Origin of the sequence: Paenibacillus sp. FSL H3-0321 (assembly GCF_038002865.1) — a bacterium.
GTDB lineage: Bacteria > Bacillota > Bacilli > Paenibacillales > Paenibacillaceae > Paenibacillus_AQ.
The window spans coordinates 2,033,714-2,058,418 of the sequence record NZ_JBBODH010000001.1 but is presented as its reverse complement, the minus strand read 5'-3'; the positions used below and the strand labels follow the sequence as shown (position 1 = coordinate 2,058,418).

Below are 24,705 nucleotides of genomic sequence, written 5' to 3'. Positions count from 1 at the left end.
TACATTCTCAAAAGGTATCAGCGTTAGATCTCTTAGCGCTGCTATACCTATTGCGAATATTGATAACGCTTACATTCAGGGGTCTGTGATGATGTAACCCCATAAGTTCAAGACAAAGGAGCTATCTATAATGAGTAAAATGGTTTCGCAATTAAAAAAACCACAGGGCTTGCTGGCCTTAGCCTTGAGTCTGATCATTCTTGGCAGTCTGATCGCCAATACGTTTAACACTTCATTTTACTCGGTGAACGTGAAAGAAATTAAATTCAAGGCGGATCACGGCACACTTTCCGGGCTGCTCTATACACCCGATGGGGCCGGTGCAGAGGATCCCAGACCGGTAATCATAACGACACATGGCTATTTGAATACCAAAGAAATGCAGGATGCTCCGGCGATCGAAATGTCCAGACGGGGTTATATTGTCCTGGCGCTTGATATGTATGATCATGGTGATTCGCGCTGGGAAAGTGACATCCCCGTGAAGGACTTATTCGGCACCTTCTGGGTTTATTCCCAATTTGACGCATCCAAGTACATTTTTGAACAGGATTACACCAAAAAAGATGATAAAGGTAACGCATATGTCGCGGTCAGCGGCCATTCGATGGGCGGATTTTCCTCATTGGTAGCTATGTACATGGATGAACTGACCTCGTTACAGACCGGACAGCGCATGATTTATGCCGGGATTTCTGCGGGCGCCGATTTCTCTTACGCCTCTGCGGTTGCTCCTCAGGATCAGATTCAAGCTGCTTTTGGCAGCCGGACAGTAGGCATGATTGCGGGTAAATATGATGAGTTCTTCTTCAATAAGTCGGATGATGAAAAGAGTGCCACAGAGAAGAAAGTACAGGGGACCGTTACGGAAAAGGATTTTGCGGCAACGATCTCGGGCAAAGGGTTCCTTGGACTTGCCGCGGACAATCCGGCTGCAGAGACGGGAAAGTTCTACACTGTAGAATCTGGAGAATTGAAGCTTGAAGATAAGGTCGTTCGTCCAGCGCAGAGCGGTGAGCATATCTTATTTACACCTAGCCAGACTCACCCGTGGAACCATTTTTCCAAAACTGCAACCGCCAACTTTATTGATTTTTATGCTCATGCCTTTAAAGGTGTGACCTCACCCAACCAGACAAACGCCGGCCTTGGTTCAGGCAATCAAATCTGGTGGGTGAAAGAAGCGGGCAATGGGATAGCATTAGTGGGCTTCTTTCTACTTCTGGTTCCCTTGATCAGCTTACTGTTGAAGGTTCCATTCCTGAAGCGTTCGGCCACGGCTTCCACAACCACCGTAGGCGCGCCTTCAACCGGGATGCAGAGAATCGCCTATTGGGCAGCCATTGTGTTCTCGACGTTGTTTCCGGCCATATTGTTCCCTACGTTAATGGATAAGCAAGCGGATGGACTGAATGTTCTGAGTGTAATTTCCATGATCCTGCTGGTCATTTGTTTGATTGCAGCTGCCGCAGGCTTTATTCTGGCCAATAGCCAGAAGGCGAACCCGGATGCCCGCGCCAAAATGAAAAACATAGGCATAGGAAGTGCGTTGCTGGCGGTAATTTCGCTTGTTATGTGGATCGTCTTTGAGAAATCGGCTCGTATTCTCTCGACCAGTTCTTACTTTAACGAACCTACAACAAACCAGATTGGATATTGGGCACTTGTCTCCGGTCTCATTATTGCTTTTATAACCTGTGCGTTCTACTATTTCTCGAAAAAGCAGGCGGGTACGAAATTCAGCAGCTATGGTATCCATCTGAACTCTATTACCATCATCGCCAGCTTGTGCACTGCCATTGCTGCTGTGTTTGTCGGTTACCTGCTGCTGTTCGCCGTGCAGGCAGTAGCTGGCACAGATTTCCGTTTTTGGACCTTTGCTGTACGTACCTTTGAAATCGAGCATTTGATCACGGGGCTTCGGTATATGCCATTTTTCTTTATTTACTACTTTGTCAGTGTTGTTGCACTAAATGCCAATACAAGAGGGCAAAAAAGGGGGTATCTGCTATCCATTATTCTGAATGTGGGCGGACTTATTCTTTGGATGGCCGCTCAATATGGCAAAGATTTCATTACGGGTGTTGCGCTGTATCCAGGGCAATCCTTAAACGGTATTCTGTTGTTCGCTATGGTGCCGCTTCTCGTAATAGCTGCTGTATATGCCCGGAAGATTTTTGAGAAAACTAACAATGTGTGGCTGGCCTCCTTCTTGAACACGATTCTGTTCACCATGATTACAGCAGCGAATACGGCAATGTTCTGGAATCTGGTTTAGATCAACGAGAGACAAAATTAAAGAAGGTCCCGGGCTATTAGCTGAACTGTGACCCGTAAGATGGAAACTTTGAAAAAAGTGACCCTCTTATGGGTCATTTGTGTTTTAATCGAAATAGCGAAATAGCGGAGGAAGCCTTCATGAATAATAAAACAAGAGGAAGCTCAAAAATATTCAACGAAAAAGAGATTAAACTACTAGAGAACAATCCAAATGTAGAGAACGTGACGGAAAAGAGTATCACCTATTCGTCAACGTTTAAGTTGGCTGCGGTTAAGGCCTATAAGGAGGGTCAAACTCCAATGGAAATCTTCCTTAGTGCGGGATTTGACGTAGATATTATCGGTCGCAAGAAGCCTAAGCATTGCCTAACCCGTTGGCGTAATACGTACAATGCTCTGGGAGATGCTGGATTACTAGAGGAACAACGAGGAAAGGGATCCCCGGGCAGACGACCAGCTGGAGAACTTTCTATCGAGGAAAAGTTCAAACGTGCAGAGGCACGAATCAAGCTTTTGGAGATGGAGAACGATTTTTTAAAAAAGCTAGAGGCGCTCGAAAAGCAGAAGATGCAGAGGGAACATTGACACCCTCCGAGCGCTTTGAAATTATTAACCAAACGATACGTAAGCACGGTTTGCAGCGAGTGACGCGTTATTTGTGCAGGCTAGCCAGTGTGAGCTTAAGCGGATATTACCGTTGGCAAGCTGTTGAGGAAGCCAGACAGTTGCGAGAGGAAGCGGACGAGCGTGACGCTTTCCTCATCAAGAAACACTATGATGCTTTAAATGGTAGAGCAGGAGCATTGGTCGTGAAGATGAGGCTGGAACGGGAGAACGGTATCATCATGAATCATAAGAAAATTCGAAGATTAATGCGAAAATATAAGCTCATTGCTACGATCCGGCAAGCCAATCCCTATCGGAAGATGGCAAAAGCCACACAAGAGCACCAAACGTGTCCCAACTTACTCAAGCGTCAGTTTGACCAAAGAGAGCCCGAGAAAGTGCTACTGACGGATATTACCTATATGCATTATGGCGATGGACAATGTGCTTATTTATCCGTGGTGAAAGACGGGGCTACGAGACAGATTCTAGCTCACTACCTCTCTTCGTCATTGGCCATGCCAATTGTAGAACGAACACTGGAGAAACTACTTGAACGACTGGATGGCAATATTCATCCAGAAGCTCTGTTACACTCGGATCAAGGAATGCACTATACTCATCCTAGATTCCGCCTTCTCGTACACAAAGCTGGGTTTACACAGTCCATGTCACGGAAAGGAAACTGCTGGGATAACGCCGCCATCGAGAGCTTCTTTGGCCATATGAAGGATGATTTGGAGTACAAGTCATGTATGACTCTCGTGGAATTACGAACAAGGGTGGATGACTATATCGCCTACTATAACTCCGAGCGATATCAATGGGCATTAAAAAAAATGACTCCCGATGAATTCAGGAGTCACCTATTAACCGCTTCTTAAAGGTCTTCTTTTTTAAACTTTCCACAAATACGGTCACAGTTCATAGCGTAGCTGCGGGACTTTTTTTAAAATATAAAAATTTATATGCTTCACGCTATAAATTATCCTTCTATTTCTCGCTGAAACGGATACCGTCCTTTTGAGGACGGCGAAGCCATTTCTACTTGGTGTTTTAAAGAAAACGGAATGAATTTAATGATTTTACACTGGTGTTCGGAGGATGATTTTGATAGGTTAAGCCGTAAGAACAGTTCAATACCTGCAAGCTATACAGCACCGGAATCGCATTTATAATGGAAAATGTAAAGCGATGAGTGAGACAAAGAGGGGGGATGATGTATATGCCCGAATATAAAAAAACCATTTTCATACGGTTTATCATGTCTTATACGATCCTGTCTGTTGTTCTGATTGGCATCATGGGAGGGTATTGGTATACCCAAACCAATGGAATCATGGAGGATGAGATTGTTAAAGACAATCAGAACCGGCTGAATTCCGCCAAGGATTATATCGAACAGACAGTACTTAAGAAATACGAAGATAATCTGCAAAACAAAGCGCTCTCCATCCGGTTTATCCAGGAAAATTTCAATTTGAATCTGCTACTCAACAAGAGCTGGGAGGGGAATTTGAGCCGTATTGCTTCCTTCCGGCAGGATCTTGATTTTTACAGGATCGAAAATGAAGGGCTCAGCAATGTCACCGTTTATTTCCCGGCCAATAATTATGTGGTGGATTCCAGTCAATTTTATATGAAGACTGAGAATTCGGAGGAAGCGGCGTTTATCTTAAAGCTGAACAGGGTGAAGCCTAAAGAATGGCTGTTCCGGACATTGGCGGATGGAAGTCAGGTCATGACCTACGTGATTAAACTGCCTTATGAGACACCGGGTGTGCCGACCATGGGATACTTTTTTATCGATGTAGGCATGGAGTATCTTCAGACGGCGGCAGCCCAAATGCTCAGCTCTGCGGCTGACCGGCTGTATATCTTTAGCCCTTCCGGGCAGGCCGTTCTTCATACGGGGGAGTATGATGAAGCTTTAGGCGGATTGCTGAAGGAAACGATTCAAAACAGGCGGAACGGCAAACAGATCACCGAGGAGTCAGAAGGCAAAGCCGTCCTTTCGTATCTGGAGCCGGCCCATTCGGCGCATGACTGGACATATGCGATGTACCGCCCGATGAATTCTTTTGTACTTTCTTCCGAACAGTTGAAGGAAAGCCTTTTCATCAGCTGCGGGGCGGTCGTGCTGTTTGGTCTTTTGATGTCATTCTTTTTCTCCAAGCAATTGTATATTCCGGTGAAAAAACTGGTAATGCAGATTAAAGGGTTGCAGTCACCGGGTTCTGTCACGTTATGGGGCAATGAATATGCGTTTATTGGCAGCACCTTTAATTTGTTGGAAGAGAAAATAGTGAATCTGGAAACACAGGCCAGAAAAAATGATTTGAAAAATCTGCTGCTAGGGGTAAACCTGGAAATGGAGGTAGAGTCATTCATCAGGCCGGATTACAGCTATTGCACAGTTTATCTGAATAACCTTGAAGAGGGCAGTGAAGAGTTTAAGGACCATTATGAGCGGATGGACCACTCCTTGCCTAGCGTAGTTGTCGCCTTGAATGAGCAGGAAGCGGCTATTATTTATTATATTCCGCGGGCTGAGCCGGAACCGGAAAGGGTTATGTTGGCCGATTTGCAGCAAACTAAGTCTTCAGAGCAAGCGTCAAGCTTCGGGGCAGCCATCGGTACGATAGTGAACAACCCGGAGGAAATCGCCGATTCCTACCAGATGGCTAAACAGGCGGACCGATATCATTTTTTATACGGGAAGGATTCCATTGTTGCCTATTCCAGTATCGTTGAGCTGAATACGGCGCCTTATCTGTTTCCTTACGATCATTTCAAAAATGCGCTGCAGGCGGGAGACGAGGATAGCGTGAACAGCTTCCTTGATCATTTTCTGCAGACTCTCCGGGAAAGCAAGCTGCAGATTGAGGCGGTGGAACTGGCCTTGCTTCAGCTGATTATGCAGTTGTATCAATCCGTTATTGAGCTTAAGCTGCAGCACTTTCTGCCGCACTCGAATATCTTTGATGAATTAAAGAAAGACACGCTCGCCGGTACGGTTGAAGGGATACGGGTGCTGTCCATGCAGATTACCGAGCATCTGAAATATTCGGGCAACCATGCGCATACCGATCTGATCCGTACTCTGAAAAATTACATTGAAGACCATTTACACGAGGATTTATCCCTGCAGATTCTTTCAAAGGAAGTATCGCTTGCTCCAGCTTATATTTCCACACTGTTCAGTGAGGGGACAAAGGAGTCTTTTACAGAGTATGTAACCCGGCTGCGTCTGGAAAAAGCTGCGGATCTGCTGCGTTGCCAGCCGCGTCTTTCGGTGTCGGCGATCGCCTCGCAGGTCGGATATCGTAATCCCCAGTATTTTCACAGCAAATTTAAGACGCGTTTTGGTGTCACGCCCGTCCAATACCGGAACTCGCAGCTGGCGGCCCTCGATAGCTTGTATTTAGAGAACGAATAGCAAGAAAACGATAAGGAAAAACAGGATGATGATAGGGCTGTTGGTTGGAGCATTTGGTTATGCTATCCAGTCAACGGCCTTTTTTTATGCCTTTAAGGGCAGAAATGAAAGATTTTATAAGGATTCGAATGAAGTTGCAATGGAAAAAGCGCTTTCAGGACCCTAAGATGGGAATGTGGTTTGAGGGATTTTGGATTTTGGAAAGGAGCAGTCAACATGAACCCGGTGAATCGTCCGGAAATTGACGGAGGGAAGAAATTGTACCATGCCCGGCCGTCGAGAATTGCAGCAACCTGGAGAGAGTACAAAAAATGCAGATACCTGTTTCTGCTGCTCGCTCCAGTGATGATTTGGTACGCAGTGTTTGCCTACGCCCCGATGTACGGTATTCAACTGGCTTTTAAGGATTTTAGGATTATGGATGGCATCTGGGGCAGCCCGTGGGCCGGCCTCAAGCATTTCGAGTTCCTGTTCTTTCAGTCCCCTGATTTTCTGCGGATTTTGAAGAATACGGTTACGATCAGTTTTCTGCATATTGCCTTCGGCTTTCCCGCACCGATTATACTCGCGCTGCTGATCAACGAGATCCGCTCAAGCACCTTCAAAAGGGTTGCGCAGTCGCTGACGTATCTGCCGCACTTTTTTTCCTGGGTCATTCTCTCGGGAATTCTGATCACCTTGCTGTCCCCGTCGAGCGGTGTGGTGAATTACCTGCTGCAGCTTGTGGGACTAGAGCCGGTTTATTTCCTGGGCAATCCTAATTATTTCCGCTTCACGCTGGTAACCTCGGGGATATGGAAAGAAGTGGGCTGGGGGACGATCATTTATTTGGCCGCGCTCGCCGGAATACAGCCCGAAATGTACGAAGCTGCCGTCATGGACGGAGCTAGCCGCTGGAGGCAGACCCTCAGCATTACTCTTCCGACGATTTTACCGGTCATTATCCTGATGTTTATTCTGCGGATTGGCAGTGTGCTGGATGCCGGATTTGATCAGATTCTTAACCTCTATTCACCTGCGACCTATAGTGTGGCAGATATTCTTGACACCTATGTTTACAGGGTTGGCTTGCAGAACTTCCAGTTCAGCCTGACGACGGCGGTCGGCTTGTTCAAGAATGTGATCGCTTTTGCTCTGGTGCTGACTACGAACTTTATTTCTAAAAAGCTGGGACAGCAAGGCATCTTTTAAACGGAAAAACCGGATAGGAGGATAAAGCAGTGAAACATAGTTGGGGTAGTACCCTTTTTCAGGCCTGTTTAATTACTTTTATGATCATCTTATGTATCGTCATGTTGTATCCGTTCGTCCATATGCTCTCCATTTCGTTCAGCACACCGGCGGAAGCTTTGAGACTGGGAATCCATTTGTACCCGCAGAAGGTCTCATTATTCGCCTGGGAGAAAGTGCTGGGCAATCCGGATATCTGGACGGGGTTCGGAAACACACTTTTTCGTACCGTAGTTGGCACCATTTGTTCCATCCTGTTCATGTCATTTGGTGCTTACCCGCTCTCCCGTAAATACTTGCCGCACCGCAATGTGTACACAATGATAATTGTGTTCACGATGTTTTTCAGCGGAGGGATGATTCCTTCGTATTTCCTGATCAAGTCCCTGGGACTGCTGGATTCGCGCCTGGTCTATATTATTCCCGGTCTCATCAGTACCTTCTCCATGCTCATTCTGCGCAATTTCTTTCAGGAGATTCCCGACGAGCTTGAGGATTCGGCTAAAATTGATGGAGCCAATGATCTGCGCATTCTGTTTCAGCTTGTACTTCCGTTATCGCTGCCCGTCATTGCAACATTGTCGCTATGGTCGGCGGTGGGACATTGGAACGCCTGGTTTGACGCGGTTCTCTACATACAGGACCCCTCCAAGCAGGTGCTGCAGACCTTCCTGAGACGGGTGGTTATCACGGGAGAGAATCTCTCCCTGTTTGCGAACGATGTTAAGGGCTCTGAACTGGGTTATGCAGAGCCGATTAAAGCGGCTACCCTGATGTTCACGGCGCTGCCGATCATTATTGTCTATCCGTTCCTGCAAAAGTATTTTGTCAAAGGAACCATGGTGGGATCGCTTAAAGGTTAACCGGTGTTTGCTCAAGCTGCCTTTCACGGCAGTTTGATGAAATTATAAAATTGCTAACGATCAAAAGGGAGGCTATTAGAAATGAATAAAAAGAAGCTTGTCACCGGTATGCTGGGGCTGGCCATGTCAGTATCGCTGATTGTGAGCGGTTGCAGCAGCAATGGGAACAATAAGGCGGCTAAAGAAAACAATGCCGGAGAAGCCGCAAATGCCGGTAAAGAAGCACCGATTGAAATTACGCTCGCCAACAACTGGAACAAACCGAAAGCGGACAACAATTATGTCCAGAGGTTTCTGGAGCAGAAATTTAATGTCAAGTTTAAAAATGTTACCTTTGAGACAGCAACCTGGAAAGAACAATTTAACGTAATGCTGGCCTCCGGTGAAATCCCCGACATTATATCGGTGGACGGAACTGTCGGCGATATGGTGCAATGGGCGGATCAGGGCATCCTTGCCAGCATTTCCAAAGAGGAGATTAAGCAATACATGCCTAAATATACGGCGGATGTGGAGAGCGTTGATCCCAACGCCTGGGACCCTGGTACTTACAACGGGAAAAACTGGGGTGTACCAAAGGTATGGGGTGAAGGTGCAACGGGCTTTGTTCCCGCCTTCAACGGGCATTGGCTGAAGGCCGTCGGATACAGCGAGCCGCCCAAGGATCTTACGGAGCTTGAAGATGTTCTGACCAAATTCACGAATAATGATCCCGACGGCAACGGCAAAAAAGACACGTATGGCCTAACAGGACGCGGTAAGGATGCCCAGGCACAGCTGTTCAATACAGTGTTCGCGGCTTACGGTGTAGCTCCTTACCAGTTTAAGCTGGATGCCGATGGCAAAGTGACCTATGGTGCGGTTACGGAGGAAGCGCGCAATGCGTTGAAGCTGCTGAATAAATGGTATAAAGCAGGGATTATCGATCCCGAGTTTATTACCGACGGCAACGGCGAAATTCAAACCAAATTTATCAGCCTGCGCACCGGCCTTATCGAGACAGGAATGTGGCATCATTTATATGACGACGGTTACTTTGGCCTGGTCTCTAAGGATAAGGGCATTGAACTGGTTCCAGGGGTCCCGTTCACCGGTCCGGATGGCAAGAAATATGCCATGGCAAACGGAGCATTGCAGCCGCCACTGTTATTCGGCGCACAGCTTGAGAAGGATGAAGCCAAACGGATCAGAATTTTGCAGATTCTTGAATATGTCACTAGCGATGATGAAGGTTATCTGACCACAGCCTTTGGAGAAAAAGGAAACTCTTATAATCTGGAAGGTGATCTGGCGGTAATTACAGAAGCGGCAACGGGAACGGAATTAATGGGTGAGTTAGGTACCGGCTTCTACAATCCTTTTGGCGGCAAGGTCAATTCGATGATGAAGCACCACTATTCCCCGGAAAAGCTTGCTTACAAGGAAAAACTGACGAATGTGGAGGGGCTAACGGTCCTGACCGATCTGATGCAGTCAACGGTGATGACAACGAAAGCGCAGTATGAGGCCATCCTGAATACACTTCAGGCGCAGTATTATATCAAGGCGATCTCCGGCGAATCCAATACGGATAAAGACTTTGATGATTTCCGGTCCCAGTGGCTCAATTCCGGCGGCCAGACGGAACTTGATGAAGCACAAAAGATTTATGAGGAACGCAGCAAGTAAAATGAACTTAGTGTGAGAAACGGAAGACCGGCTTAAGCGGTACACGGAGAACGTGCCCGCTTCTAAGCCGGTCTCCTCACTATGCCGGAGGGAGTCTAACATCATGCAGGAAGCAAATACAGAGCTGGTAGTATATCCGGTGCCGGAAGGTGCCGCTGGAAACCCGGATTTCTCGGTGAAGGTCCGCAGGCCGCAGGGGGAATGGCAGCCCTTGTTCTGCCACAATGTGAAGGTCGATATGCATGAAGTGCGCAATGCCTCCATGGTCTCGTTTGATTGTTCCGGGCCGGTAGAACTGGAGATTGTGAAGAATGACGGAATCGTTAAGGAAGCTGTTATTCGTCCTCTATCGGCGGATATAAACTGTGAATGCGAAAGGAATGTGATGCTACTCCGGCTGGATGGCCCGCGGCAGCTATCCTTGGAAGCGGACGGGGAAAGGTTCCATAACCTGCATATTTTCGCCAATCCAATGGATGAGAATATCCCGGCTATCGCCGGTCCGGAAGTGCTTACTCTGGAAGCGGGAACCCATGTCACAGCAGAAATCCAGGAGATCCTGGCTAGTTTGCCTGCAGCTGAGAAACCCAAGGTGGTTTATTTTGCACCTGGCATTCACCGCTTGGATCCAGCCCGGCTTGAAGTACCCTCCAATACGTTGATTTATGTCGCGGGCGGCGCTGTAATCTATGGCGGTTTTATTTGCAGTCATGTCCATGATGTGCAGATTCGCGGCAGAGGGGTTCTGTTTATGTCGGATTTCGAGAAGACGACCTATTACCGCGGCGTGGAGATCAGCTATTCCCGGAACATCTCCATTGAAGGCATTACGGTTATTGATCCGCCCCATTATACGGTTCTGCTGGGACAATCAGAGCGAATCGACATCCGGAATATCAAAACCTTCAGTGCCCGCGGCTGGTCTGACGGCATAGATATGATGGCTTGCTCGGATGTGAAGATCGACAGTGTATTTCTCCGCACCTCGGATGATTGTATCGCCATCTATGCTTCGCGCGGTGATTACCAGGGCGATACCCGCAGAGTTGCCGTTACCCGTTCGATTCTTTGGGCGGATGTAGCCCATCCGGCCAATATCGGGACGCACGGCAACCATGAAGGCAATGGGGATGTGATTGAAGATATTCTATTCCACGATATCGATATTCTTGAACATCACGAGCCTCAGCCGGACTATTGGGGATGTCTGGCGATCAATGCGGGTGACAATAACACGGTACAGAATGTTACTTACGAGGATATACGCATTGAACCTTTTGAACTCGGAGAGTTGTTTAACCTGAGAGTGCTTCAGAACCTCAAATACAATCCAGCTCCCGGTAAGATCATCCGGAATATTCTGTTCCGAAATATATGCTATTCCGGCAGTTGCACTAATCCATCCCAAATAGCAGGCTATGATGAAACCCACAGGGTAGAGAACGTGAGGTTTGAGAATGTAACGATAAATGGCAGGCTAATGGATCTTTCGCAAGATGTTGTTATCGGAGCATATGTGAGTAAAGTGAAAAGACAGATCCATAGATTAAGCCCTTCAAGTAAATAATATGACCGTAGTGATCTAAGCTTTTGGGACTGCACCCCGTTTGTGAGACAGGGGTCAAAACACCTTGCAAGTTTAAGCTGCCAGTCGCCGGAAATCCATTGGCGACTGCTGAGATCCTCGGGGTAGAACGTTTCAGACTTTAGTGTGGAATGAAACGATTAGGATAGGGGCATTATCAGCGGGGTGTTCCTTTACGGAACATGCTCATGGTAATGCCTTTTCTCTTTTTGCAGCGTGATAGGCCTGATGTATATACGCTGCCCTGGTCACTGTGAAGCAGCCAGCTCACTTTGTGTGGATATTCTTTGAGAATATTCATCTAGTAAAGATGATTCTAAAAGATTTAAGAAGAGGGAGTATCGCGCTTTCAGAACTTTTGCGTTATAATCTAGAAAAATTTCTTGAAGGTGGAACACTGTGAGAATTGGGAAAATGAGATTGCGCCTTCAGACAACAATCACCCTGATGATCTGCCTGATCGTCGCCCTCGTCCTGCTGATTGTGTATGTGATGTTTGGCATGAAGTTCTCCCGGCAAGCCCAGGAATCGCTGGAGAACAAGGCTATAACCATTGCCCGCACCGTTTCGCGCACACCAGTTGTTATTAACGGTCTGCTGGAAAATTCGGATTCTGGCAGCATTCAGGATTACGCAACCGAAATCAGCGCCATTAATAACGTCCAGTTTGTTGTTGTTATGAACATGCAGGGGATTCGCCGTTCCCATCCCGATGCTGCTTTGATCGGCAAGCATTTCATGGGAGGGGATGAGACGGATGCATTGCACGGTAAGGAGAAAATCTCCATTGCCCAAGGTTCACTGGGCTATTCTGTGAGAGCGTTTTCACCTATACTCGGACCAGATCACAAGCTGATCGGTGCAGTGGCCGTGGGGATTTCACTTGGCAGCGTCCACTCAGCTGTAAAGCAGAATCAGTGGATCATCTACTCGGGGATACTGGTTGGCGGACTTATGGGCATCGCCGGGGCTGTGCTGCTGGCACGCAAAATAAAGCGGATGATGTTTGGTATGGAGCCAGGGGAAATCGCCAAATTGCTGGAGGAGCGGAGCGCCATGCTTCAATCCACCAAGGAAGGGATTTTGGCAGTAGACAAAGAGTCCCGCATCACCTTGGTTAATGCAGAGGCGCGAAGGCTGATGGGCAGCGTCGGCATGAGCCAGGACCCGGTCAACAGGCAGGTGGATCAATTCTGGCCCCTCCTGCGGATGGAGAAAGTGCTGAATAATGGCGAGCCTTTGCAGGATAAGGAAGTGGAGCAGAGCGGCATCACGCTGCTGGTGAATGTGGTTCCGGTAAGGGTGAACGGAATCATCGAAGGAGCCATCGCCACTTTTCGGGATAAGACCGAAATCAGTCTTCTGATGGAGAGGCTTTCGGGGATATCTCTGTATGCGGAGGCGCTGCGTGCCCAGACTCATGAATTTATGAACAAGCTGCACGTGATCATGGGGCTGACCAATATGCGCAGCTACGACCGGCTGGAAGAATATCTGACGGATATTGTGCTTAGTATCCAGACAGAGGCGGACTCCGTGGTCAGACTGGTCAAAGACCCGGTTATGGTCGGATTTCTGCTGGGAAAGCTCAGCCGGATCAGGGAGGCGGATGTGCGTTTGGTCATTCTGGACGACGGTATGCTGCCCGAGTCTGCCAATCACGAAGTATCCCGGGAACTGGTCACTATAGCCGGCAACCTGCTGGATAATGCCCTGGAGGCTGTGCAAGGTGCAGGCAACAAGCTGATAGAGATTGGATTCCGGCATGAGGACAGCCGGCTTACACTCAAGGTTGTCGACAATGGTACAGGTATTTCCATCGTAAACGGAGATCACCTGTATGAACAGGGCTATTCCACCAAAGGCAAGGACCGGGGCATCGGGTTGTATCTGGTGCACCGGAGCGTGGCCAAGCTGGGCGGAACGATTCATTGGGAAAGCCGTGAAGGTGAAGGAACCAAGTTTATTGTGCAGTTACCCTATATTGCGAAGAGTGATGATAACTAACTATGATAAAGGTACTTATTGTTGAAGATGATCCGATGGTTTCGGAGATGAATAAATTTTACTTGCAGCAGGTTGAAGGATTCTGTGCCGAAGGCTGGGCCAGCTCTGCAGAGGAGGTGCTGGACATGCTGAGGGAGAATTCCTATGACCTGATTCTGCTGGATATTTACATGAAAGAGAGCAACGGGCTGGAGCTGCTGTCCGAGATTCGGCGGAGAGGATTAAGGATTGATGTCATCGTTATTTCGGCGGCCAGCGACAAGGGAAGCATCCAGGAGGCTCTGCAAAACGGAGCTGTGGACTATTTGATTAAGCCGTTTGAATTTTCCAGATTCCGTGCAGCGCTGAACGGATACAAGGAGCAGAACCGGTTGTTCCGCACACAGGAACGTCTGAACCAGTCTGAGCTGGACAAGCTGTCCAGATTCAAGCAGGAGCGGGCGGCTTCACAGGAGCTGGCCAAGGGATTCACGCGTCAGACACTGCAGACCATCTGGAGAGCGGTAGAGACCTGCGATTTGGAGTATTTTTCTGCGGAGGATATTTCGGTGATGTCAGGAATTTCCAGGGTTTCTGCCGGTAAGTATTTGGTCGGGCTGACGGAGATGGGTGTGCTGGAAATGGATCTGGTCTACGGAAGTGTGGGCAGGCCGGTACAGAAATACAGGATCGCCCCCAATGGCAGAACGCTGGTTACCCAATACATTTAACAGGATTGGAAGCTCCTGCTGCGAAATCGCAGCGGGGGCTTTTTCTTTACCCCCTTATTCACATCTGTATTTTTTGATAGCGCTTACTTTAATAATTTACAAAACCTCTTCATTATTTACACAAAAACAAAAGCGCTTTCAAAGCAGCTATGATGAATTTGTAAAAGAGTTAAGGAGGTAAGGATAACATGCAAAAAGCAATTCAACCGCCACTTGCAGTACCGGATGAGCAGCATGTACTGAAGCAAGGAAAAAAAGGCTTTGCACAGCGGGTCACGCATTTAAAGGTGGGTGTCATTCCGCTTCCGCTGTATGTGGTATTTGCACTCATCATATTTGCGGCATCTGTACTCGGCGAACTGCCAAACGATATGATCGGCGGATTTGCGGTAATTATCGTCTTGGGCGTACTGCTCAGTGATCTTGGTTTCAAGCTTCCGGTTCTGAAAAATATCGGAGGCCCTGCAATCCTTTCGCTAATGATTCCGTCGTTCCTGGTGTTCTGGAATGTGCTCGACCCTTCGGTTACCGAATCGGTCAACACGCTGATGAAGACGTCGAACTTTCTCTATCTGTATATTTCAATTCTGGTAGCTGGAAGTATTACCGGAATGAACCGCACTACATTAATCAGCGGCTTCATCCGCATCTTTATCCCGATGATGGCCGGAACCATTGTTGCGGTAGGCGCGGGTCTGGGCGTGGGCATGCTGCTCGGCTACAGCGCGCACCGTACCTTGTTCTACATTATCGTGCCCATTATAGGCGGCGGTGTCGGTGAAGGAATCCTCCCGCTGTCCATCGCATTCTCGCAGATTCTCGGCGGCGAATCCGGTTCCTATGTGGCCCAAATGATTCCGGCGGCGGTTATCGGCAATGTGTTCGCAATTATCGGAGCGGGGCTGCTCAAGAAAATGGCCGATAAAAATCCGTCAATTACCGGCAATGGCGTTCTGGTGAAATCGAAAGACGGCCAGAAGCTGGGCGGAAGCACCTATGATAGTGAAAAACCCGACTTCCTGCTGATGGGCGCCGGACTGCTCTTCGCCTGCGGATTATTTATTACCGGACACTTGCTGTCGCCATTCATCGGCATCCCGGGTCCGATCCTGATGATCTTTGCAGCAGCGCTGCTGAAAGTATTGAAGCTGCTGCCGGCTAAAATTGAGCAAGGCGCTTATCAGCTCTACAAATTTGTCTCCGGGACATTAACTTGGCCTCTCATGGTGGGACTTGGCATGTTGTACATTCCGCTGGAGGATGTGGCTGCCCTGATCTCGATTCCTTATATTATCGTCTGCGCTACCGTTATCGCCGCGATGATTCTCACCGGCTATTTTATCGGCAAATGGGTTAATATGTACCCCGTGGAAGCGGCGATAGTAACCGGCTGCCGCGGCGGTCTCGGCGGAACGGGCGATGTGGCGATTCTGTCAGCATCCGGGCGTATGGAACTGATGCCGTTCGCTCAGATTTCCACACGTATCGGAGGAGCGATCACGGTTGTTGCAGCAACGCTGCTCATCTCGGTATGGGGTGGCTGATTAACGCAAGTCATGGCAAAACATCATGCAGGAGGCGATTAGTATGAATCAACTTAGCGGAAAATCTCATGTGTTTACGCTTCGTGTCCAGTACCGCAGCAACAGCGATTATCTTGCGAACCTGGTGAGCATCGCCGAGAACTATAAAGGCACTGTGCTAAATGCAGAGCTGAAGGAGCTTCGCACGGACCTGACCGCTGCCGATGTCGTAATTTCCGTAGAGCAGCCGGAGGATCAGAAATGGATTGAAAAAGCGGTAAACCAGTTGAGCGGAGGAGATATTGTGGAATTATTGGAAGAAATCATGCTTCTGCACAAAGGCGGAAAGCTCGAAACAACCTTGAAAAATCCGATCCGGACCAAAGACGACTTGTCCAAAGTATATACGCCGGGTGTGGCAAAGGTCTGTCAGGCGATCGCACAGGATCAGGCTCAGGCCTATGAATTGACAACGAAGAAAAACACCGTGGCTGTCATATCTGATGGAACCGCTGTGCTGGGCCTCGGGGATATTGGGCCGAAAGCGGCCATGCCGGTAATGGAAGGAAAAGCGGCACTGTTCAAGCAGTTCGCGAATGTCGACGCCGTGCCAATCTGCCTCGATACTAAAGATACGGAAGAAATAATCGCTATTGTGAAGGCGCTCGCCCCTACATTCGGAGGCATTAATCTTGAAGATATTTCCTCTCCCCGCTGCTTTGAGATCGAAGAGAGACTGAGAAATGAGCTGGATATCCCGGTATTTCATGATGACCAGCACGGTACGGCCATCGTAGTGCTTGCCGGATTGCTGAACGCGCTAAAGGTATGCGGCAAAAATATCAAGGATGTCAAAATCGTGGTGAACGGCGTAGGTGCAGCAGGCATCTCCGTTTCCAAAATGCTGCTGCACGCAGGGGCCGTGAACCTGATCGGAGTAGACCGGGAGGGTGCCATTAACCGGCTTGAGACCTATAACCGGACCCATTGGAGCGAATTTGCCCAAATCACGAATCCGGGCCTCGAAACCGGCGGGCTGTCGGATGTAATCAAAGGCGCGGATGTCTTTATCGGGGTTTCTGCACCGGGAGTGCTGAAACTGGATGATGTGTTGAATATGGCCAAAGATCCGATCGTGTTCGCCATGGCGAATCCAACCCCGGAAATTGATCCCGCTATCGCTGCGCCGCATGTAAGAGTAATGGCGACAGGCCGCTCCGACTATCCGAACCAGATTAACAATGTATTGTGCTTTCCCGGTATTTTCAGAGGCGCGCTGGATTGTGAAGCCATGGATATTAATGATGAAATGAAGCTGGCGGCAGCAGAGGCGATTTCCTCGGTTATTGATCCGTCCGAGCTTCATGAGAAATATATCATTCCGGATGCCTTTGATCCGCGGGTGGTTGAAAGAATCCGCATGGCCGTTGCCCAGGCAGCGTTCAAAAGCGGCGCAGCCAGAAAAAATCTGCTCACGGGTGTGAACTGATTTCTGAATAGAAACGTATTCCGGCAATAATAAGAGCTGCTGTAGAGGAGGAAATACAAAGATGTCGGCTGAACAAATTACAGAGAAGCAGGTCTACCTGTTTGAAGAAGGAAATGCCTCTATGGTCAAACTCTTGGGAGGAAAGGGCGGGAACCTGGCTGAGATGACAGCACTGGGGCTGCCCATTCCGCCGGGATTTACGATCACTACGGATGCTTGCAAAAGCTATTACAAGCAAGGGGGGCAATTGTCCGGTGAACTGCAGTCCGAGATCAGAAGGGCAATTTCCACCTTGGAAAAAGTGAAGGACAGCCGGTTCGGTGACGCCAATCAGCCGCTTATGGTATCCGTCCGCTCCGGTTCGGTCACATCCATGCCGGGTATGATGGACACGATCCTGAACCTGGGCCTGAATGATGAAACCGTTCTGGGGCTGGCCCGGCAGACTGCAAGTGAAAGTTTTGCCTATGACTGCTACCGCCGGCTCATCGCGATGTTCGGCGAGATCGTGCTCGGCATCCCCTCCCTACTGTTCAGTCAGCAATTGGAGAACCTTAAGATCCATGCAGGCCGTGAGAGCGACGGGGAGATAACCGCCGGGGAATGGAAGCAATTAACCGGTGTCTACCAGCTGCTGGTTAAGGAGCACAGCGGAATCGACTTCCCCCAGGATGTCTACCAGCAGCTGAATATGGCTGTCCGGGCGGTGTTCCGCAGTTGGAATAATGCGCGGGCCAAAGTCTACCGCAGGCTTTACTCCATTCCACATGATCAGGGAACTGCAGTGAATGTGCAGGCGATGGTCTTTGGCAACAAAGGAGAGGACTCTGGGACTGGCGTTCTGTTCACGCGTAACCCGTCCACCGGAGCCAAAGAACTGTATGGCGAGTACCTGATTAATGCCCAGGGTGAAGATGTGGTGGCCGGTCTCCGGACACCCCGCAGGCTGGCGGAGCTGCGGGAAGGCATGCCTGAGGTCTACGATCATCTTGCCGCCTTGGCATCCGGCCTGGAGGCGCACTACAGGGATATGCAGGATATCGAATTTACAATTGAAAATCGGACACTGTACCTGCTTCAGACCCGCAGCGGCAAGCGTACAGCCCAGGCGGCAGTGAAAATTGCCGTTGATCTGTACGAAGCGGGCGAGATCACAAAGGAAGAAGCCGTCTGCCGGATTGATGCGGGCCATCTGGACCAGCTGTTGCACCGTTCCGTCGCTCCGCTTGAGGAGCTGAAGCCCTTGGCTATCGGACTTCCAGCGTCGCCTGGTGGAGCATCCGGGATGATCGCGCTGGATGCAGAAACGGCAGAGGCATGGAAGCAGAACGGAAGCCGAGTTATGCTCGTCAGCGCAGAAACATCGCCTGAGGATATTCATGGCATTCTCGCCGCTGAAGGTGTGCTTACCGCCCAGGGAGGAATGACCAGCCATGCGGCTGTTGTGGCAAGAGGCATGGGCAAGCCCTGCGTTTGCGGATGCGATCAGCTGTCTATAGATGCGGAGGAGCGGATCATTTATTTGGGTGATCACATTCTGAAAGAAGGAGATGTCCTCTCTATTGACGGCACTTCCGGCCGTGTATATGCCGGGGATGTGCCGCTGAGCGATCCGGAGATGACTCCCGAGCTGCTGAAGCTGCTGGGTCTGGCTGATGAGATCAGGGAACTGAAGATTTACGCAAATGCAGATACCCCGCAGGATGCCCGCATCTCACGGGAGCTGGGAGCTGAGGGTATAGGGCTATGCCGGACGGAGCATATGTTCTTCACGGGCACCCGGCTGCCCACAGTGCAGTCCATGATCCTTGCCGACAGCCGGGAGGAGAGGCTGAGCCTGCTTGAACGCATCCTTCCCATGCAGCAGTCCGATTTCGAGGATATGTTCAAGGCGATGAATGGGCTGCCGATGACCATCCGGCTGCTGGACCCGCCACTCCATGAATTTTTGCCCAATCTGGAGCAGCTCGGAGAACAGCTGCGGAGATTACAACTGACAGGCGGAGGTTTGGAAGAGCAGAAGCGCCTGAAGCGGATGATCGCCAAAATCCGCAGTCTGCAGGAAAAAAATCCAATGCTGGGCCTGCGCGGCTGCCGGCTTGGCATCCAATTCCCGGAAATCTATGATATGCAGATCGAGGCAGTTTTTCGGGCTGCCAAAACTACCGCACACAATGGAATTGAAGTACGGCCGGAAATTATGATCCCGCTGGTAGGAGACCCGCGTGAGCTAAAGGAGCTGCGGGCGCTGGTGGATAAAGTGGCATCAGAGGTTCTCGGAGAAGCGTTCAAGTCGATTTCCTACCGGGTGGGCACAATGATTGAAGTGCCACGGGCGGCTGTTATGGCCGACAAGATTGCCGAGCATGCGGATTTCTTCTCCTTCGGCACCAATGATTTGACACAGATGACGTTCGGTTACAGCCGCGACGATGCCGAAGGTAAATTTCTGAACAGCTATCTGGACAGAAATATTCTATCCGGGAATCCTTTTCAGATGCTGGATCAGGAGGGTGTGGGGAAACTCATTGAGTGGGCCGTTGCCAGAGGGAAGGAGAAAAAATCCTTTCTCAAAACAGGGCTGTGCGGAGAGCATGGCGGAGATCAAAGCTCAATCTTTTTCTGCCAGCAAACGGGGCTTGATTATGTGAGCTGTTCGCCTTACCGGATACCGTATGCCCGGATGGCAGCAGCGCAAGCGGTAATTGCCGCGCGGGATGAGGCGGCGAACAAGAAGGCGGAAGCGGTAATCCTTCCAATCGAGTGAGCCCGGTGACGGAGGGGAAAGACATGTTCAAGCAGCGGCAGATCTTTATCTGCTCCGACTCGGCCTGTGAAACGGCGGATCGGGTGGTCCGGGCGGCGATGCAGCAATTTGATCTTGGCAATCCTGCTGTGCGCCGCTTCAAGCGGATAAATTCTGAGCAGGAAATTGCCGAACTGGTGCAGCTGGCACATACAGAGCAGTCATTCATCGCCTACACGCTCGTCCAGCCGGGTCTGCGCGAAGCCATTCAAAGGGAAGGTACCGAATGGAGTGTAGATATAGTAGACATCATGGGTCCCATGATGGAAACCATCAAAAGCACCTTTAAGCTTGAACCCTTGATGAAGCCTGGATTGCTGTATGACATGAATGCAGATTATTACCGCCGGATTGAGGCCATCGAGTTCGCGGTGAAGTACGATGACGGACGCGACCCGCGCGGGCTGCTGCTGGCGGACATTGTGTTAATCGGAGTATCCCGCACCTCGAAGACTCCTCTTAGTATGTATATGGCCTACAAGGGGTACAAGGTTGCCAACTGGCCGCTGGTTCCAGGAGTCAAACCTCCTATGGAGCTGTGGCAAATCCGTAAACACAGGCTTTTTGCCCTAACGATGGATATAGAGGCCCTGATCAAAATACGTACAGAACGCCTGCGTATGCTTGGACTCGGAGCGGGTGCCAGCTATGTATCCGAGCTTCAGGTACTGGAGGAATATAACGAGGCCGAGGCTTTGATGAAAAGTCTGCGCTGCCCGGTTATTGACGTTACCAGCACATCTATTGAAGAATCAGCAGATCTTATCATGGAGTGCATGGTACAAGAGAGATTCCAGGACCTTTCGTGATTTTGTAATGGAACATTATGCTGCTAGAACGTTATAAGCGGAAGCTTTTGGCTAACTCATCCATATTCCCAATTCGGGAACTTTCCCATAATGGGAAAATCTCAAACACTCTTTTCCCTTTTTGGGAATGAGTGTTTTTTTGCTGCCGCCGTTCACTCGACCGGATATCCCATCTGACAGCTATAATTCAAGGAAACCGGCCTGGAAAAAATAAAATTAGTGAATCCTGCAAAGTTGGCACGAAATTTGCTCTGTATATAGGTGAAGGCCAAATCAAGAGGAGGGATTCACTTGCATATTTCAAAAGAATTGCTTAGCGGGATGTACCGGAAGATGTTGAGTATCCGGAAATTTGAAAAGACTGCATCCACCTTTTTTGCTGAAGGGAAAATACCGGGCTTTGTTCATCTGTACATCGGGGAAGAAGCAATAGCCGTCGGGGCATGCGCCAATCTGCGGGATGACGATTATATTACGAGTACCCACCGGGGGCATGGACATATCGTGGCCAAGGGCGGGAATCTGAAATATATGATGGCAGAGCTGTTCGGCAAAGAAACCGGATACTGTAAAGGCAAAGGCGGTTCTATGCATATTGCAGATGCGGAGCTGGGCATTTTGGGCGCCAATGGAATTGTTGGTGCAGGCCATCTGATTGCAACCGGGGCGGCTTGGAGCGCTCATTATAGAGGAAGCGATCAGGTTAGCGTGTGCTTTTTCGGAGATGCTTCCACGAATCAGAGCACATTTCATGAAGCGATGAATTTAGCGAGTTTATGGAAGCTGCCAGTAATTTTTATATGTGAGAACAATCTGTATGGGATATCGGTCAGCCAGGCCAGACATCAGACGATCAAGGATATTGCCAAACGTGCCGAGGGCTATTGCATGCCTTCCCTTACGGCCGACGGCAACGATGTGGTTACGGTGTATGAACATGTGCAAGAGGCGGTACAGCGGGCGAGAGATGGTGAAGGTCCTACCTTGCTGGAATTCAAAACATACAGACAGCATGGACACTTCGAAGGTGATCCGGGAGCATACCGACCGAAGGAAGAAGTAGAGGCCTGGCTGCTAAAGGACCCGATTCCCAGATTTGAGGATTACCTTATGGAGCACAAGCTAATGACGGCAGACGAGTTGAAGCAGATCGAGGATGAGGTTGACGGGGAGATTCAGGAGGCGCTTGATTTCGCTTTTGCCAGCGATTATCCGGCTCTGGAATCTTCGGTTCAAGGTATTTATTCCGATATCGTTGAGGAGGCGCGCAGCAGATGAGAAAAATGACCTATGGTGAAGGAATCCGTGAAGGTATGCGCAGCAAAATGCTGGAGGACCCGAATGTGGTATTGCTTGGGGAGGATGTCGGGCCGTACGGAGGAACCTTCGGGGTAACGAAGGGGCTCTGGGAGCAATTCGGTGAAGAGCGGGTACGGGATACCCCGATTTCCGAAGGAATTATTGTTGGGGCTTCCGTAGGGGCAGCAGCAACAGGGCTGAGACCTGTTGCCGAGCTGATGTTCATTGACTTTCTGACCTTCGGCATGGACGGACTGGTGAATCAGGCTGCGAAGATGCGATACATGTTCGGCGGCAAAATCTCCGTGCCGCTCGTACTGCGGCTACCGGCAGGTGGTGGAATCAGTGCGGGGGCACAGCACTCCGGATCACTGGAGGCCTGGGTGACGCATGTTCCTGGACTTAAGGTGGTCTATCCTTCCAGCGCTCAGGATGCCTGGGGGATGATGCTGACCGCGATTGAAGATGACAATCCGGTGGTGTATATCGAGAGCAAGGTTCTGTATTCCAAGAAATATGAGGTGGACGACAAGGTTGCCGCGATTCCTTTTGGCGTAGCCAGTGTCAAGCGGGAAGGAAGCGACGTTTCCATTATTACGTATGGCAAGCAAGTGGATGATGCGCTTAGTGCTGCAAAAGCTTTGGCGAAAGAAGGAATTGAAGCAGAGGTTATTGATCTGCGCTCGCTTTACCCGCTTGACCAGGAAGCGATCTTCGCCTCAGTCGCCAAAACGCACCGGGCGCTTGTTGTAACCGAAGAAGTGAAGCGGGGCGGGTTCGGGGGTGAACTGTCCGCCATGATCTCCGAGCTGTGTTTTGACGAGCTGGATGCTCCTGTTGTGCGAATCGGTGCACTTAATACTCCCGTTCCTTATTCTCCGGCGCTGGAAGCCTATGTGCTGCCAAATACGGATGATATTATTCAGGGCATCAAGAGCATGTTCTGATCAGGCTCAGGAAATGTCAGTAAGCAAACTTGCGGAGGTGTACAATGGCTGAACTTATTGTTATGCCCAAATTAGGGCTCACTATGACCGAGGGGACAATCTCCAATTGGCGAAAAGCTGAAGGGGACACCGTGGCCCAAGGGGAAATCCTGTTTGATGTGGAGACCGACAAAATCTCCAATGAAGTTGAAGCAAAGGTTGGCGGTGTACTGCGGAAAATCATTGTGGAGGAAGGCACTGTTGAGATTTTCCAGCCGGTTGCTGTCATAGGCAATGCCAGTGAGGATATTTCCGCTCTGCTCAGTGGGGGCGGGGTGCCGGCAGTTCCCGCTCCTGAACAGGGCGGAGCTCTGGCTGATACCGGAGCAGCTACGTCAGATTCCAGTGAAACGTCGCTTCATGCTGCCGGGGGCAGAATCAAGGCTTCGCCGTATGCGAAGAAGACAGCCGGGTTGTTGTCCGTTGATCTGCACCAGGTGAAAGGGAGCGGGCCGCAGGGCAGGATTACCGAAGGGGATGTGCGCAAGTATGCCGCAGAAGGCGGCAGCAGATCCGTAGATAAATTGAAAATATCTCCGGCGGCGGCTAAGGAAGCGGCGGCGCTTGGAATTGATCTTTCCGGGCTCCATAAAGAAGGGAGAATTATGAAGGAAGACATCCGCTCCTTCGCAGCAGCCTCCAATCAGACAGCGGTACAGACCGCAGTACAGGCCGCCGTGCAGGAAGTCAAACGCGTGCCGATGAACAGCATGCGCAAAATCATCGCCAAACGAATGCTGGAAAGCCAGGCGGTTTCTCCGACTGTGACCTACAATATGAAGCTGGATACAACGGCCCTGGGTGCGCTGAGACAGCAGCTGAAGGAGACGCTCAAGGTTACTTATACAGATTTGCTGGTCAGTATTGTAGCCAGGTCCCTGCTGGAGTTTCCACTTCTGAACTGCTCCATTGAGGGAACCGAGCTTGTCATGAGAAATTATGCCAACATCGGCGTAGCCGTGGGACTGGATGAAGGACTAGTTGTTCCTGTGGTCAAGAATCCCGCGCAAAAAGGGCTGGCAGAAATATCGCAGGAAGTGAAACGGCTGGCGGCAGGAGCCAGAAATAACAGCTTGACCTCCGAGCAGATGACGGGAGGCACCTTTACCATTACCAATCTGGGAATGTATGGAATGGAGTCCTTCACACCGATTATCAATCAACCTGAGGTTGCTATTCTAGGCGTCAATGCCATAGTGAATACTCCGGTCGCAGTCAATGGAGAAGTTGTCATCCGACCCTTGATGAACATCAGCCTGACCGCTGACCATAGAGCAGTGGATGGAACGGTTGCAGCGCAATTTATGCAAAAAATCAAAGCCTATGTAGAGAAACCGGCACTGCTGCTGCTGTGAGAAGCGTATGCTTCCGAAGTCAGTTTTGCGAAGTGAAATCAGAAAGCCTA

General features: G+C 49.8%; 17 protein-coding genes and 1 pseudogene. 17 read left to right on the top strand and 1 reads right to left on the bottom strand.

Annotated elements, in window-relative coordinates; all coding sequences use genetic code 11:
* The first annotated feature begins 130 nt into the window (after positions 1-130).
* From MHI45_RS09145 to MHI45_RS09110, 8 genes are all read left to right on the top strand, one after another.
* Positions 131-2,278, top strand: coding sequence for an alpha/beta hydrolase family protein (locus MHI45_RS09145; protein ID WP_341118980.1), 2,148 nt, complete (start codon positions 131-133; stop codon positions 2,276-2,278).
* A gap of 140 nt (positions 2,279-2,418) precedes the next feature.
* Positions 2,419-3,770 (top strand): IS3 family transposase gene (locus tag MHI45_RS09140; RefSeq protein ID WP_144024538.1). Its coding sequence is split into 2 segments (ribosomal slippage): positions 2,419-2,806 and positions 2,806-3,770, totalling 1,353 coding nucleotides; the frame shifts between segments, so codons are not numbered across the junction.
* 341 nt (positions 3,771-4,111) lie between these two features.
* Positions 4,112-6,325: a helix-turn-helix domain-containing protein gene (locus MHI45_RS09135; RefSeq protein ID WP_179091862.1), complete on the top strand. Its 2,214-nt coding sequence runs from the start codon at positions 4,112-4,114 to the stop codon at positions 6,323-6,325.
* 25 nt (positions 6,326-6,350) lie between these two features.
* A complete protein-coding gene (locus tag MHI45_RS09130; RefSeq protein WP_179091863.1) occupies positions 6,351-6,491 on the top strand; it encodes a hypothetical protein in 141 nt (46 codons plus the stop codon).
* Positions 6,492-6,541: 50 nt separating this feature from the next.
* On the top strand, positions 6,542-7,516 hold the full coding sequence (locus MHI45_RS09125) for an ABC transporter permease (RefSeq protein ID WP_076113953.1): 975 nt from the start codon (positions 6,542-6,544) through the stop codon (positions 7,514-7,516).
* Positions 7,517-7,545: 29 nt separating this feature from the next.
* On the top strand, positions 7,546-8,418 hold the full coding sequence (locus MHI45_RS09120) for a carbohydrate ABC transporter permease (RefSeq protein ID WP_256718262.1): 873 nt from the start codon (positions 7,546-7,548) through the stop codon (positions 8,416-8,418).
* A gap of 81 nt (positions 8,419-8,499) precedes the next feature.
* Positions 8,500-10,086, top strand: a complete 1,587-nt coding sequence (locus MHI45_RS09115) for an extracellular solute-binding protein (protein ID WP_076113954.1) — start codon at positions 8,500-8,502, stop codon at positions 10,084-10,086.
* A gap of 103 nt (positions 10,087-10,189) precedes the next feature.
* Positions 10,190-11,653 carry a glycosyl hydrolase family 28 protein gene (locus MHI45_RS09110; protein WP_076113955.1) on the top strand — a complete coding sequence of 488 codons (1,464 nt, stop codon included), beginning with the start codon at positions 10,190-10,192 and terminating at the stop codon, positions 11,651-11,653.
* Between the two features lie 122 nt (positions 11,654-11,775).
* Here MHI45_RS09110 and MHI45_RS09105 read toward each other — a convergent pair.
* Positions 11,776-11,933 (bottom strand): annotated as a pseudogene (locus MHI45_RS09105) (IS3 family transposase); the annotation flags it as partial.
* 137 nt (positions 11,934-12,070) lie between these two features.
* Between MHI45_RS09105 and dcuS the strand changes: the two are divergent.
* From dcuS to MHI45_RS09060, 9 genes are all read left to right on the top strand, one after another.
* Positions 12,071-13,678: a DcuS/MalK family sensor histidine kinase gene (gene dcuS / locus MHI45_RS09100; RefSeq protein ID WP_083675914.1), complete on the top strand. Its 1,608-nt coding sequence runs from the start codon at positions 12,071-12,073 to the stop codon at positions 13,676-13,678.
* Positions 13,679-13,680: 2 nt separating this feature from the next.
* Complete coding sequence (locus tag MHI45_RS09095; RefSeq protein ID WP_076113956.1) at positions 13,681-14,388, top strand: response regulator; 708 nt, start codon at positions 13,681-13,683, stop codon at positions 14,386-14,388.
* Between the two features lie 188 nt (positions 14,389-14,576).
* Positions 14,577-15,932, top strand: coding sequence for a 2-hydroxycarboxylate transporter family protein (locus MHI45_RS09090; RefSeq protein ID WP_083675915.1), 1,356 nt, complete (start codon positions 14,577-14,579; stop codon positions 15,930-15,932).
* Between the two features lie 304 nt (positions 15,933-16,236).
* The gene (locus tag MHI45_RS09085) at positions 16,237-17,400 is read left to right on the top strand and encodes an NAD(P)-dependent malic enzyme (protein ID WP_439823193.1); all 1,164 of its coding nucleotides are present in this window, start codon (positions 16,237-16,239) and stop codon (positions 17,398-17,400) included.
* A 61-nt stretch (positions 17,401-17,461) separates the two neighbouring features.
* Complete coding sequence (ppdK, locus tag MHI45_RS09080) at positions 17,462-20,167, top strand: pyruvate, phosphate dikinase (protein WP_179091864.1); 2,706 nt, start codon at positions 17,462-17,464, stop codon at positions 20,165-20,167.
* 23 nt (positions 20,168-20,190) lie between these two features.
* On the top strand, positions 20,191-21,015 hold the full coding sequence (locus MHI45_RS09075) for a pyruvate, water dikinase regulatory protein (protein ID WP_076113958.1): 825 nt from the start codon (positions 20,191-20,193) through the stop codon (positions 21,013-21,015).
* Between the two features lie 321 nt (positions 21,016-21,336).
* Positions 21,337-22,293, top strand: a complete 957-nt coding sequence (locus MHI45_RS09070; protein WP_076113983.1) for a thiamine pyrophosphate-dependent dehydrogenase E1 component subunit alpha — start codon at positions 21,337-21,339, stop codon at positions 22,291-22,293.
* On the top strand, positions 22,290-23,261 hold the full coding sequence (locus MHI45_RS09065; RefSeq protein ID WP_076113959.1) for an alpha-ketoacid dehydrogenase subunit beta: 972 nt from the start codon (positions 22,290-22,292) through the stop codon (positions 23,259-23,261). Before MHI45_RS09070 ends, MHI45_RS09065 begins: the two co-directional genes overlap by 4 nt.
* Positions 23,262-23,305: 44 nt before the next feature.
* Positions 23,306-24,655 carry a dihydrolipoamide acetyltransferase family protein gene (locus MHI45_RS09060; RefSeq protein ID WP_076113960.1) on the top strand — a complete coding sequence of 450 codons (1,350 nt, stop codon included), beginning with the start codon at positions 23,306-23,308 and terminating at the stop codon, positions 24,653-24,655.
* Positions 24,656-24,705 lie beyond the last annotated feature (50 nt).

Coding starts and splice junctions, on each gene's coding strand:
- MHI45_RS09135 (WP_179091862.1), top strand. CDS start 4,112: ATGCCCGAATATAAAAAAACCATTTTCATACGGTTTATCATGTCTTAT.
- ppdK (WP_179091864.1), top strand. CDS start 17,462: ATGTCGGCTGAACAAATTACAGAGAAGCAGGTCTACCTGTTTGAAGAA.
- MHI45_RS09075 (WP_076113958.1), top strand. CDS start 20,191: ATGTTCAAGCAGCGGCAGATCTTTATCTGCTCCGACTCGGCCTGTGAA.
- MHI45_RS09095 (WP_076113956.1), top strand. CDS start 13,681: ATGATAAAGGTACTTATTGTTGAAGATGATCCGATGGTTTCGGAGATG.
- MHI45_RS09065 (WP_076113959.1), top strand. CDS start 22,290: ATGAGAAAAATGACCTATGGTGAAGGAATCCGTGAAGGTATGCGCAGC.
- MHI45_RS09125 (WP_076113953.1), top strand. CDS start 6,542: ATGAACCCGGTGAATCGTCCGGAAATTGACGGAGGGAAGAAATTGTAC.
- MHI45_RS09085 (WP_439823193.1), top strand. CDS start 16,237: ATGCTTCTGCACAAAGGCGGAAAGCTCGAAACAACCTTGAAAAATCCG.
- MHI45_RS09060 (WP_076113960.1), top strand. CDS start 23,306: ATGGCTGAACTTATTGTTATGCCCAAATTAGGGCTCACTATGACCGAG.
- MHI45_RS09070 (WP_076113983.1), top strand. CDS start 21,337: ATGTACCGGAAGATGTTGAGTATCCGGAAATTTGAAAAGACTGCATCC.
- MHI45_RS09110 (WP_076113955.1), top strand. CDS start 10,190: ATGCAGGAAGCAAATACAGAGCTGGTAGTATATCCGGTGCCGGAAGGT.
- MHI45_RS09115 (WP_076113954.1), top strand. CDS start 8,500: ATGAATAAAAAGAAGCTTGTCACCGGTATGCTGGGGCTGGCCATGTCA.
- MHI45_RS09145 (WP_341118980.1), top strand. CDS start 131: ATGAGTAAAATGGTTTCGCAATTAAAAAAACCACAGGGCTTGCTGGCC.
- MHI45_RS09090 (WP_083675915.1), top strand. CDS start 14,577: ATGCAAAAAGCAATTCAACCGCCACTTGCAGTACCGGATGAGCAGCAT.
- MHI45_RS09130 (WP_179091863.1), top strand. CDS start 6,351: ATGATGATAGGGCTGTTGGTTGGAGCATTTGGTTATGCTATCCAGTCA.